Here is a 12,500-nt window from a genome sequence, read left to right as displayed (position 1 = left end):
AGGAATGTGGAAGCGGTCGATGAAGCATTGACGATGGAACTGGAAGGGGGCGCCTTGCTGGTGTTCGGCATGCGTTGGTTCCCCCTGGTGGGCAGCCGCCCGGATGCGCTGGCGCGGCGCCGCGCGCGTGACGTGCGCGCCACGCATTACGTGCACGGCGGGACGCGCGCCGCCGCTGTCGGCTGTACGCGTTTGCGGGGCCGCCCTCGGCCTTGCCATAGCGCGGCACAGGCCTTCGCGCAGTCTTATCCGCAGGGAACCGCGGCCGGGATGCTGATGATGGACGAAGGCCGGGCATGGCTGGTGGCGACGCAGGATGGCGCGGTGATGGCGCGCACCGACCGCATCTACGCGGACCGGGATCATGCCCTGGCCGGGCTCGGCGAACTGGAGCAGTTCTATCCAGGCTTGGCCGCGGCCGTCCACGATCTCGACCTGGCGATGCTGGCGGACCGGCTTGGGCTATCCACCACGATCTGGCGTCTCAGTCCCTGGCTGGGGCTGCCCACCTCCGGCGCACGTGTTGCGGGCATGCTGTTGATGGCGGGCTTGGCCGGCGGTGGGGCGTGGCAGGCCTGGCGTCATTGGATGCGCCCCACGCCGCCGGTCGCGCGGTCCACGGTTGCCGTGGACGCCTGGCACGCGGCGTTCGCGCGTCAAGCCGCCGGACTGCGCCTGCATGACGCCGCGGTCTTGCGCGGCGTCTTCCTGTCCCTGCGGCAATTGCCCGTCGAGACACGCGGTTGGGCCCTGGATTCCGCGCGCTGCGCCGCGCAGACGCGGGAGTGGGTTTGCCAGGCGAGTTACCGGCGCGTCAGCCCCGCCGGCAGCAATCGCGGTTTCGCCGCCGCGCCGCCGGCCGGCGACCAGGCGGGATTCGCCGGCCCGCGCTTCGAGGGCCTGGATCTTGCACGGGTGTCGTGGAAAGCCGCGGGTGGCGGCGCTGTCGTAGCGGAAACGCCCCTGCATGGCAGGGATGCAGGCAACCTTCACCTGGGCAGCGCCCTGCAAAGGCTGTTGCCTGCCTTCGGCCGCATTGCCCTGGGCACCGCGGCTGCGTTGCCGCTGGCCGCGCCCTTGGACAAAGAGGGCCGCGCTTTGCCGCGGCCGGCGGACCTGCCTGTGCTTTATGCGCGTCCTTTGTCCATGCATGGCCCTTTACGTTCCTACGCCTTGTTCCAGTCGCCGCCGGCAGGAACCTCCTGGCGCGAACTATCGCTGACCCTGACCCCCGGGCGTCGTGCCGAAGCCAACGGCAGTGCGCTGATGGCGCAGTTGGACGGAGTGGTCTATGAAAGGGAGTGAACGTTTGCGGCGCAGGGGAGCTTGCGCGTTGCTTGCCTGTGCGGTGGCTTCTCCAGAGGCTGTGGCACAGGCCTCGCCCGAGGACGGGCCCACCCCGGCCGGCTGCGCGTGGCCCATCGCCGGTAGCGTGGAAGCCCTGCTGCAGGCCGAAACCGAGGCGGTACTGCAAGCGCGTCCCGGCGTGTTCAAGCATCAAACGTCGTCCTCGCGTGGAGGCATGCGGCCTGGGCCTGGGCCTGAGACAGACCCAGGCCCAGGCAAACCCGACCATGTCGCCGTCGCCGCGATCTACGGGGTCGGAAGACGCCTGCATGTCGACGTGCGCATCAACGGCCAGATCGCCCGCTACCGCAATGGCCGACGCTGGCCCGAGCATGCACCCAAAGGCGGCGCCGGCATCTACGCCTTGGCTGCCGTCCAGGGCGAATGCGTGCGCCTGCGGAGTGGCGCGGTTGCGCGTGTCGCCTGCCTGGACAGCGACGCAACGGCGGATGCCAGGCGGAGATGATCATGTTTTTGCGCCATACGGCACTTTCGAACGTCGCGGCTGCCGGGACCGGAGCGCGCGCCGAAGCGGTCAGCCTGCCGCATCTGGCGAGCCAGGACGACATCGCCCGTTTGTCCCCCGCCTTCCAGCGGGCCTTGAACGATGAGTTCGACCTTGCCGCGCTGGCGGGGCACCTCTGTCCGGTGTTGCTGCGGGACGGCTCCGCGGCGATCTTCCTGTTGGCGGATTACGCCGCCGGCGATCAGGTCGACGAGCTCGAACGCCTGATCGTGCGCCGGGGCTACCGCATGGGACGACCCGCGCGCTACCTGCTGCCCGCGCCTTTGTTGCTGGCGGTCGCGCGGGGCCAGTTGGGCGCCGCCCAGTTGCGTAATCGCCGCGCGGTCCTGGCTGACCGGCACAAGTCGGCGCTGGCGGCGGCCTTCGTCGACCTGGTCGCGTGGGGCGTCAGGCAGGATGCCAGCGACGTGCATTTCAACGTGTTCCTGCAACGCGCCGAATCGGAGGTGCGCTACACCTTGGGCGGCAACTATGTGGCGCCGCCGCGCTTCCGCCACATGCCTACCGCGACCCTGATGGAGATGCTGGCCGTGGCGTGGATGGACGTGCGCGGCGGCAACGGCGCGGTGTTCGATCCCCGCGTCGAGCAGCAAGGGCGCCTGGATATCGAAGTGGATGGTCAGCCGGTCCTGCTGCGCTGGGCATCGCTGGCCACGGACAGGGGGCCGGCCGTCTGCCTGCGGGTGCTGCGGCCGCAGCTCGATGGCGCGGCAGACTCCCTGCAGGCGCTGGGCTACCTGGACACTCAGGTCGGCATGTTGCAACGGGCCTGCCTGGCGGAGGGCGGCGCGGTGATCCTGGCCGGCGCGGTGGGCTCCGGCAAGTCGACCACCATCGCTGCATTGATACGGGCGCTACCGGACACGCGCAAGATCATCACCTTGGAAGATCCGGTCGAATACCTCATCGGCAACGCGCTGCAAAACACCGTGGGGCGCAGCCTGGACGAGTCCGTGGCGTCGGTGTTCGATGCCAAGCTGCGCACCATCAAGCGTTGCGCCATGCATGACCTGCTGGTCGGCGAAATACGCGATGCGGAAACCGGCCGCGCCTTCATGGACCTGGCAGGTTCCGGCGTCAACCTCTACACCACCACGCATGCCGCCGCGGCCTGGATGATTCCCGAGCGCCTGGCGTCCGACTTCATCGGCATCTCGCGCGATTTCCTGGCGATTCCCGGCGTGCTCAAGCTGCTGGTCTGGCAAGCGCTGCTGCCCCGCTTATGCCCGGCCTGCGCGCTGCCGCTGGACGCGCTGTATCGCGGCGCCGACAGCGCGCTTCAGCGCGCGTGGACGGCAAGGCTGCTGGACCTGTATGCCCTGGACGCGGCGTCGCTGCGCGTACGCAATCCCGGTGGCTGCCCGCAATGCGAACGGGCGGACCTGCCGCAATTGCTTGGCCTGAAAGGTCGCACCGTCGTGGCGGAAATGATAGAGCCCGGGCTGGACGAAGCGTTTCTCCACAGCGTGCGCAAGCGCGATTACGTACGGCTGCGCCGGCAATGGCGTGACCGCGCCACCACGCCCGTCACGGATCCCGATATGCGCGGCAAGACCGCCATGGATTGCGCGCTCTACAAAGCGTCCTTGGGCCAGATCGATCCGCGCGACATCGAACGTCGTTTTCGCTGCTTTGAAACCGTGGCTTTGGAGCGCGCGGCGTGGCGGGAGCAGCAGGATGATTGATCTTTCCCGTCTGCGCGCCTGCTGGCAGCGCGTTTGCCTGAAGCTCGATGCGGCGGCTTTCGCCAGGCATCGAGCCGCTTACTACGAATACCTGGCCGACCTGCTGGACGGCCTGCAAGGCCGCAAGACCCTGCACGACATCTTCGACGACGATGCGCGGCGGCATGGCCGCCAGACCGCGCGTGGGCGTCTGGCCCGTCACTGGTCGTCGGCGTACGAGCGTTGCGCGGGCGACGCGGCCGAGGCCTGGGCCGGGACGTTGCCGGCGGGCGAACTGGCTTTGCTGCGGGTGGCGCAGGACGCCGGTGGCAGCGCCCTGGCCGAAACCTTGCGTGAACTGGCGCGCGCCGTGACCTTGATCGAGCAAGCGCGCGGCATCCTGCTGGCCAGTTGCACGGTGGGGGTGGCGGCGTTGCTGGTGGCGCTCTTGCTGGCGGGCAGCGTGCCGCTGTGGACGGTGCCGCGATTGCAGACAGTCTTCCAGACGGTGCCGCGAGAATGGCAAGGCGGCTGGACCCGTGCCCTGTTCGGCGCGGCGGAATGGTTGCGCGTGGGCTTGCCCTTGTCAGTCGCGGCCGCCGTGGCGGGCTTGTGGGGGTTCCTGGCGGCCTTGCCGCGCCAGACGGGCCGTCTGCGTGACTGGCTCGACCGCCGGCCGGTCTGGCGCCTGTACCGGGATTTCCACTGTGTCCGCTTCCTGGCCCTGCTGGCCGTGCTGTTGCGCCAGCGGGGCAATGTCGATACGCGGCTGCGCGAGGCGCTATTCATGCTGGGCCGCGAGGCGCCGCCCTGGTTCGCCGCCCACATCGCCGCCATGATCGCGCGCATCGATGCCGGGCTGGTCGGCGGCGACACCTTCGACACCGGCCTGATCGATGCGGAGACGAACGGGTATCTCGCCGACATGATGGCCGCGCACGGAGTCGAGGGCGGCATTGCCCGCACGCGACAGCGTCTGGATATCCGCTTCCTGCCGCGCCTGCGCACCCAGGCCACCGTGCTGCGCTGGTGCCTGCTGATCTGCGGGCTGGCGACGGTGCTGGGGCTGGCCTTCTGGCACTACGCCGTCATCAACGAGATGCGCCATGCGCTGACCGGGATGCACGGTGGTTAGTGCGCGGCGCTGGCCGGTTTTTACTCCTGTTTATAGAAGTCGTATTCAAAGGAATTTTCGCCATGACACACCCATTCCCATGCCGCAACACGCCGCCCTGGCCGCCACGCCTGCACGGCGGCTTCTCCCTGATCGAAGTCTCCATCGTCACGGCCATCGTGTTGCTGATCGCCATCATCGGCGTGCCCGCCATCGGTTCCTTTGTCATCGAGAACAAGGTGCCCAAGGTGGGCGAAGCGCTGCAGCGCTACATCACGCATGCAAAGACCAATGCGCAGGGCAGCGGTCCCACGCCTTACGCAAGCGTACACACCGGCCTGCTGGCGCAGGCCTTGCGCGGCTCGTCGGTGATCGCGGTGACGGGCGAGGGCGCGTCGGCCTCGGTGGCCCATGGCCTGGGCGGGAAGGGGCAGGCCGGCCACGGCACGCTTACGCTGGCGCCGGCGGCGGTGGGTGAGGGGGGCGCGGGTTCCGCCTTCACCATCTCGGCCACCCAGGTCAACGACGCGGCCTGCCCGACGCTGGCGGCCGTCATGCAGCGCATGGCCGACATCATTGCGGTCGAAGGCAAAGGCGGCAGTGTCGTGGTGAAGGATGCCACCAGCATTCCCGCCCAGCCCTACGACGCCGCCCGCGCCCAGGAGCAATGCAGCGCGGGCGACGCGAATACCTTCGTCTTTACCGTGCGGTGATGTGATGCAGCCCAAAACCTCGTTTTGGCCTTGCGGTGATGTGAAACAGCGCAAAACCTTCGTTTTCGCCTTGCGGTGATGTCATGCAGCCCAGAACCTTCGTTTTCGTCTCGCGGTGATGCCATGCAGCGCGGTTACCTGCTGTTCGAACTCCTCGTCGTGCTGGCCATCGGCTGCCTGGCGGCGGTGTGGGGGGCCGACGCCTGGCGCCGGGAGGCGGACGCCGTCGCGGGACGGGCAGCCGGGGCCTGGTTGCTGGAAATCCGTGGCGCGCTGGCGCGCATGATGGCGCGGCATCAGGACGACCTGGTCCAGGGCCTGCCGCCCCAGGCCGCGGCGGGCGGCCCCGCCTACGCCGACCCGCGCGCGCCGCGGCTGGATGAGTTGATCCGCCACGGGCATCTGCCGGTGGGTTTCCCGGAAGTGGGGGCTGGGGGGATGCGCGTCGCCTTGCGCATCCTGCGGTATCCGTCCTGCCCCGGGGCAGGGTGCCGGCTGGATGCGCTGGCTTACAGTGTGGCGCCGCCGGGGGCAATGGGAGCGCCGGGGGCAATGGCAGCGCCAGGGTCCACGGCGGCTCCAGGGGCGCTCGACGGTCCCGGCGTCGACCCGTCCCTGCTCGCGGCGATCCTGGCCGCCACCGAAGGCTACGGCGGCCACGTCGACGGACAGGCGCCCGACCTCATCCGTGGCCCCAATTTCCGTTTTCCCAACCCGCCGGCGCCGGACGTGCCTCGCCTGCCTGCGGGCACGGTCGCCGTCTGGGCCGGCCTCGACCCGGCCGACAGCTGGCGCTACCTGCGCCTGCGCGACCCCCGTAATCCCGATTTCCAGGGCGACTTGACCGCCGCCGGCGCCATCCACGGCGCCGCGGTCCACGCCGCGGCCAGGCTGAGCACCGACGGGCACCTGTATCTGGGTGGCCGTGCCCGCGTCGGCGACGCCTGCGCGCCCGACGGTCTGCTGGCGCGCGCCGACGATGGCGCCGCCCTGTCCTGTGTCGGTGGCCGCTGGACCATCCCGGGTGGCTTCGGCGGCGCCTTTTCCTACAACTCCATCTATGGCTGCAAAACCTTCTCGCTGGCGCCCACCGCCAACCCCCGGACAGGCGATTGCACCTGTCCACCGGGCTACGACGCCCTCGAACTTTCCCAGATCCGCGATTACTGGATCAGTGGCGAGGGAACGACGACCAGTTACCTCTGCGTCCGGTAGCCAAACCCGCTTTCCCGGGAACCCGCAACCAATTGCATATAATCGAAGATTGCCCAAATTGCCGATGCTGCTTCATCCAAGATGAAATCCTCCGAGATTCGCCAGAAATTCCTGCAGTTCTTCCAGTCCAAGGGACACACCATCGTCCCTTCGTCGTCGCTCGTCCCGGGCAACGACCCGACGCTGCTGTTCACGAACTCGGGCATGGTCCAGTTCAAGGACGTCTTCACCGGCAAGGAACCGCGCGCCTATACCCGCGCCACCTCGTCGCAGCGCAGCGTGCGTGCCGGCGGCAAGCACAATGACCTGGAAAACGTCGGCTACACGGCCCGCCACCACACGTTCTTCGAAATGCTGGGCAACTTCAGCTTCGGCGATTACTTCAAGCGCGACGCCATCCAGTACGCGTGGGAGTTGTTGACCCAGGTCTACAAGCTGCCGGCTGAAAAGCTGTGGGTGACGGTCTACCAGGAAGACGACGAGGCCTATGACATCTGGGCCAAGGAAGTGGGCGTGCCCACCGAGCGCATCATCCGCATCGGCGACAACAAGGGCGCGCGCTACGCATCGGACAACTTCTGGCAGATGGCCGACACCGGCCCCTGCGGCCCCTGCTCGGAAATCTTCTTCGATCACGGCCCGGAAATCTGGGGCGGCCCCCCGGGATCGCCCGAGGAAGACGGCGACCGCTATATCGAAATCTGGAACCTGGTGTTCATGCAGTTCGAGCGGGATGCCGCCGGCAACATGCCGCGCCTGCCCAAGCCCTGCGTCGACACCGGCATGGGCCTGGAGCGCATCGCGGCCGTCCTGCAGCACGTCCACTCGAACTACGAAATCGATCTGTTCCAGACGCTCATCGCCGCCGCCGCGCGCGAAACCGGCGTCAAGGACCTGAACGACAATTCGCTGAAGGTCATCGCGGACCACATCCGTGCCTGTTCCTTCCTGATCGTCGACGGCGTCATTCCCAGCAATGAAGGCCGTGGCTACGTGCTGCGCCGTATCATCCGCCGCGCGCTGCGCCACGGTTACAAGCTGGGCCAGACCAAGCCTTTCTTCCACCGCCTGGTGCCCGACCTGGTCGGCGAAATGGGCGAAGCCTACCCGGAGCTGGCCAACACGGCCGAGCGCGTGGCCCAGGTGCTGAAGCAGGAAGAGGAACGCTTCGGCGAAACCCTCGAAAACGGCATGAAGATCCTGGAAGGCGCCCTGGCCAATGTGCCGGCGGGCGGCCAGCTGGACGGCACCACGCTGTTCACGCTGTACGACACCTACGGATTCCCCGTCGACCTGACGGCCGACATCTGCCGTGAGCGCAAGGTCGAGGTCGACCTGGCCGGTTTCGACACCGCCATGGCGCGCCAGCGCGAGCAGGCCCGTGCCGCCGGCAAGTTCAAGATGGCCGAAGGCCTGAGCTACGAAGGCGCCACGACGCGCTTCGAAGGCTACGAGCGCCTGGAGCTGGACGACGTCAAGGTCGTCGCCCTGTACGCCAACGGCACGTCGGTGCCGCGCATCGAGGAAGGCCAGGATGCGGTGGTGGTGCTGGACGCCACGCCGTTCTATGCCGAGTCCGGCGGCCAGGTGGGTGACACCGGCCTGCTGCAGGCCGATGGCATGCGCTTCGCCGTTGCCGATACGCTGAAGGTGCAGGCCGGCGTGTTCGGCCATCACGGCAAGCTGGAAGCCGGCCATCTGGCGGTCGGCGACACCCTGTTGGCCCGTGTCGACGGCGTGCGCCGCGCGCGCACCGTGCGCAACCACTCCGCCACCCACCTGATGCACAAGGCCTTGCGCGAAGTGCTGGGCGCGCACGTGCAGCAGCGCGGCTCCCTGGTGGACCCCGACAAGACCCGTTTCGACTTCGCGCAGGACGCCCCCATGACCGCCGCGCAGATCGCGCGCGTCGAGGCCATCGTCAATGCCGAAGTGCTGGCCAACCACGCCACGCAGGCCCAGGTCATGGCCTATGACGACGCCGTCAAGGGCGGCGCCATGGCGCTGTTCGGCGAGAAGTACGGCGATACCGTGCGGGTGCTGGACATCGGCTTTTCGCGTGAATTGTGCGGCGGTACGCATGTGACGCGCACCGGCGACATCGGCATGTTCAAGATCGTCGCTGAAACCGGCGTGGCCGCCGGCGTGCGCCGTATCGAAGCCATCACGGGTGACAACACCGTGGCCTGGGTGCAGGCGCAGACGGCGTTGCTGAATCGTGCCGCCGGCGTGCTGCGTACGCCCGCCGCCGACCTGCCCGAGCGCATCGCGCAGGTGCAGGACCAGGTCAAGGTTCTGGAAAAGGAACTGGACCAGGCCCGCAGCAAGCTGGCCTCCAGCGCCGGCAATGACCTCGCGGCCACGGCCACCATCGACGTCAAGGGCGTGAAGGTGCTGGCCGCCGGTATCGGCGCGGTCGATCCCAAGGCCCTGCGCGGCATGGTCGACCAGCTCAAGGACAAGCTGAAGTCCGCCGTGGTGCTGCTGGCCGGCTCGCAGGACGGCAAGATCAGCGTCGTGGGCGGCGTTACCGCCGACCTGACGGGTCGGGTCAAGGCCGGCGAACTGGTCGGCTTCGTCTCGTCGCAGATCGGCGGCAAGGGCGGCGGCCGGCCGGATATGGCCATGGGTGGCGGCAGCGATGCCGACGCCTTGCCGGACGCCATCGCCAGCGTCCGCCAGTGGGTGGAAGAGCGCCTCTGATGACCGCCGCCGATACGCCCGTGCCGGCCGCGGCGGCTTCGTCGGCATCCGCGGATAAGCCCGCGGATGCCAATGCACAAGCAGCGACCCAAGCCGTCACGCAATCGGCCCCGCAAGCCGACCTGGAAATCGATGCCAAGGGCTTGAATTGCCCCTTGCCCATCCTGCGCGCCAAGAAAGCCCTGGCCCAGCTGCAAAGCGGCCAGGTGCTCAAGGTGCTGACCACGGACCGTAACGCCATCCGCGATTTCCAGGCTTTCTGCAAGCAGACCGGCAATGCCCTGCTCGCGCAGCAGGAAGACGGTGGCGTGGGCGTGCATTATTTGCGGCGGCGTTGAAGCCGCCGCGCTGGAATTCCACATGGCCAAGACTTTCAAGATCGGTACCCGCGCCAGCCTGATGGCGGTACGGCAGACCGAAGCCCTCATCCAGGCGCTCAGCCTGCGTTTCCCCGAGCACACCTTCCAGATGGTGACGCGGCCCGCTGCCGCCGACCTTGACCTGAAGACCCGCCTGGGCGGGATGGGCGGCAAGGGTGGGGCGTTCATCACCGCCATGCACGACATGATGTTGCGCGGCGAAGCCGACATGGTGATGCACTCGCTCAAGGACTTGCCCGGCAACGACGAGTACTACGCGGACACGCGGTTTTCCATCGGCGCCTGCCTGCCGCGCAGCGATGCGCGCGATTGCATGGTGCTCAAGCAGGGCCTGGCGCCCGACGCGGTGCCTGGTGTGATCGGCACGGCGTCGGTGCGGCGCGCCGCCTTCCTGCGCCGCCTGTTCCCGGACAGCCAGGTCGTGCCGTTCCGTGGCGCTGCCGACAAGCGCATTGGCCGCATGGACGACGGTGTTCCGATGACGTTCAACTACGGCGGCGCCACGCCGCCGGTGGACGCCCTGTTGCTGGCGAAGAACGGCCTGGAACGCATCGGCCTGGACGCCCGCATCAGCCGGGTGTTCTCGGTCGACGAGATGTGCCCGGCCGTGGGGCAGGGCGTGGTGGTGGCGGAATACGCCACCGGCAACGACGAAGCCCGCGCCGTGCTGGCGGCCATCAACGACACCCAGACCATGTTCTGCTACCAGGCCGAGCGCGCCTTGCTGAAAGCCGTGAATGGCCACTGCGATTCGCCTATCGGCGCCTATGCCTGGGTCGACGGCGGCAAGCTCAAGCTGCGCGGCATCGTGATCGCCCTGGACGGACGCAGCGCCGTCGAGGTCTATGACGAAAGCCAGTACGCCGACCCGCTGGCCCTGGGCACCAGGGCAGGCGCACGCCTGAACGCACTGGGCGCGCAGACCATCATCGAGGAAACGCGCTACATAGGCTGAGGGGGCAGGGGCGTTACGCCCCCGGTTTTCCCAGCGCGCCAGAAATACAACATCTCAGCATCGATTTGCCGGGACTTCCGGAACGATGCTAGAATCTACTGTTCTCCATAACCAATTCAAGGGATTACCTATGGTGGTGATTCGTCTGGCCCGCGGCGGGTCGAAAAAGCGTCCGTTCTATAACCTGGTGGCCACCGATTCGCGCAACCGTCGCGACGGCCGCTTTATCGAACGCGTCGGTTTCTACAATCCCGTCGGCGGCGAAAGCACCGAAAATCTGCGCATCTCGCTGGATCGCGTGAAGCACTGGACCGACAATGGCGCGCAACTGTCGCCCGCCGTTGAGCGTCTGGTCAAGACGTACTCGGAAAAAGTTTCCGCCGCGGCCTGAGCGGGTATTTATCCGCAACGCTGAGCATGCCTGATTACACGAAAGTCCCGGCCGCCACCTCGGCGGACGCGGATGATTTGATAGAACTGGGCCGTATCAGCGGCGCTTATGGCGTGCGGGGCTGGGTCAAGGTGCAGCCGCATTCGGCGCAAGCTGATGTGCTGCTCTCCCTCTCCGAATGGCGCATGGCGCGTCCTGCCGCACCCGCGAAAGCGGGGCAGGACACCGCGTCCAGCAGGTCGTCGCAGCCTTCCCCTTCCTCGATGTCGGTTTACAAAGTCCAGGCCTCACGGCCCCAGGGCTCGACCGTTGTCGCGCAGTTGGTGGGTGTTGCTGACCGCGATCAGGCTGAAGTCATGCGCGGCATGGCGATCTACGCATCGCGTTCGTCTTTTCCTGAGCCGGAAGAAGGCGAGTTCTATTGGGTCGATCTCATCGGCTGCACGCTGTATGGCGAGCAGGATGGCGCCCCCATATTGCTGGGTGTGGTCGAAGGCGTGCTGGATAATGGCGCGCATTCGGTGTTGCGCGTCACCCGGCAGGATCTGAACGATGCGGGTGCTCCGGAAGTGGTTCTGGATGCCAAGGGGCGTCCGGCCGAAGTTCTGGTGCCTTTCGTCCAGGCTCACGTCCATACCGTCGATATTGCCAATCGCCGCATCGACAGCGACTGGCCATTGGAATACTGATGCGTTTCGATGTCCTCACCCTGTTTCCCGACATGTTCAGCGTGGTCCGGGATCTGGGGGTGACGGGCCGCGCCCATACGCAGGGCCGCTGGGCCTTGCAAGCGTGGAATCCGCGCGACTACACCCATGACGTGCACCGTACCGTGGACGACCGCCCTTATGGTGGTGGTCCCGGCATGGTCATGCTGCCCGGGCCTCTTGAGGCCACCTTGCAGGCTGCCCAGGCGCAACGCGTCGCCGGCGGCCTGGAGCCCGCTCCGGTCATTCTGATGTCGCCCACGGGGCGCCGTTTCGACCAGGCGGCCGCGCAGCAGCTGGCTGCCAGCCCTGGGGCGGTATTGATCTGCGGCCGTTACGAAGGCCTGGATCAACGCTTCATCGACCGCTGCGTGACCGATGAAATCTCGCTGGGCGATTTCGTCCTGTCCGGCGGCGAATTGGCCGCGCTGACCATCATCGATGCCACCATCCGCCTGATGCCGGGTGTGCTCAACGACGACGCGTCCGCGCTGCAGGATTCTTTTAATCCCGCGCTTTCGGGTTTGCTGGACAGTCCGCACTACACCCGTCCGGAAGTCTACGAAGGCGTGTCGGTGCCGCCCGAACTCATGTCCGGTCATCACGCCAATATCGCCCGCTGGCGCCGCGAGCAATCGCTGCGCCTGACCCTGCAGCGCCGTCCGGATCTGCTCGACGCCGCGCGTCGCCAGGGTCTGCTGACGCCTGCCGACGAGCGCTTTCTCAGCGTGTTGAGCAAGCCCGTCAGCAAGGGCTGAGCGCTGCCGTAAGAGCAGCAGGCAAGA

Annotated in this window: 12 protein-coding genes; all 12 read left to right on the top strand. The window is 67.4% G+C overall.

What is annotated here, in order from left to right; all coding sequences use genetic code 11:
* Positions 1-6: 6 nt before the first annotated feature.
* The gene (locus ASB57_RS12915) at positions 7-1,305 is read left to right on the top strand and encodes a type 4b pilus protein PilO2 (RefSeq protein WP_057652602.1); all 1,299 of its coding nucleotides are present in this window, start codon (positions 7-9) and stop codon (positions 1,303-1,305) included.
* A 61-nt stretch (positions 1,306-1,366) separates the two neighbouring features.
* The gene (locus ASB57_RS12910; RefSeq protein WP_057652601.1) at positions 1,367-1,813 is read left to right on the top strand and encodes a hypothetical protein; all 447 of its coding nucleotides are present in this window, start codon (positions 1,367-1,369) and stop codon (positions 1,811-1,813) included.
* A gap of 2 nt (positions 1,814-1,815) precedes the next feature.
* Positions 1,816-3,558, top strand: a complete 1,743-nt coding sequence (locus ASB57_RS12905) for an ATPase, T2SS/T4P/T4SS family (protein ID WP_082621581.1) — start codon at positions 1,816-1,818, stop codon at positions 3,556-3,558.
* Positions 3,551-4,672, top strand: a complete 1,122-nt coding sequence (locus tag ASB57_RS12900) for a hypothetical protein (RefSeq protein ID WP_057652600.1) — start codon at positions 3,551-3,553, stop codon at positions 4,670-4,672. The genes ASB57_RS12905 and ASB57_RS12900 overlap by 8 nt, the downstream gene beginning before the upstream one ends.
* A 62-nt stretch (positions 4,673-4,734) precedes the next feature.
* The gene (locus ASB57_RS12895; protein ID WP_057652599.1) at positions 4,735-5,364 is read left to right on the top strand and encodes a type 4 pilus major pilin; all 630 of its coding nucleotides are present in this window, start codon (positions 4,735-4,737) and stop codon (positions 5,362-5,364) included.
* A 123-nt stretch (positions 5,365-5,487) separates the two neighbouring features.
* Positions 5,488-6,579: a type II secretion system protein gene (locus tag ASB57_RS12890; protein WP_057652598.1), complete on the top strand. Its 1,092-nt coding sequence runs from the start codon at positions 5,488-5,490 to the stop codon at positions 6,577-6,579.
* An 81-nt stretch (positions 6,580-6,660) separates the two neighbouring features.
* Positions 6,661-9,282, top strand: a complete 2,622-nt coding sequence (gene alaS / locus ASB57_RS12885) for an alanine--tRNA ligase (RefSeq protein WP_057652597.1) — start codon at positions 6,661-6,663, stop codon at positions 9,280-9,282.
* Positions 9,282-9,620 carry a sulfurtransferase TusA family protein gene (locus tag ASB57_RS31875; protein ID WP_082621580.1) on the top strand — a complete coding sequence of 113 codons (339 nt, stop codon included), beginning with the start codon at positions 9,282-9,284 and terminating at the stop codon, positions 9,618-9,620. Before alaS ends, ASB57_RS31875 begins: the two co-directional genes overlap by 1 nt.
* A gap of 22 nt (positions 9,621-9,642) precedes the next feature.
* Positions 9,643-10,617, top strand: coding sequence for a hydroxymethylbilane synthase (gene hemC / locus ASB57_RS12875; protein ID WP_057652596.1), 975 nt, complete (start codon positions 9,643-9,645; stop codon positions 10,615-10,617).
* A 130-nt stretch (positions 10,618-10,747) separates the two neighbouring features.
* Positions 10,748-11,008 (top strand): 30S ribosomal protein S16, encoded by a 261-nt coding sequence (gene rpsP / locus ASB57_RS12870; RefSeq protein ID WP_057652595.1) that lies wholly within the window; start codon positions 10,748-10,750, stop codon positions 11,006-11,008.
* Positions 11,009-11,034: 26 nt separating this feature from the next.
* On the top strand, positions 11,035-11,697 hold the full coding sequence (rimM, locus tag ASB57_RS12865) for a ribosome maturation factor RimM (RefSeq protein WP_057652594.1): 663 nt from the start codon (positions 11,035-11,037) through the stop codon (positions 11,695-11,697).
* Entirely contained in the window at positions 11,697-12,473 is a 777-nt protein-coding gene (gene trmD / locus ASB57_RS12860) for a tRNA (guanosine(37)-N1)-methyltransferase TrmD (RefSeq protein ID WP_057652593.1), read from the top strand. The genes rimM and trmD overlap by 1 nt, the downstream gene beginning before the upstream one ends.
* Positions 12,474-12,500 lie beyond the last annotated feature (27 nt).

It is taken from the genome of Bordetella sp. N, from assembly GCF_001433395.1.
Classification (GTDB): domain Bacteria; phylum Pseudomonadota; class Gammaproteobacteria; order Burkholderiales; family Burkholderiaceae_B; genus Bordetella_C.
Note: the sequence above shows the minus strand (reverse complement) of the source record. Positions and strands in the feature narration are given on the sequence as shown.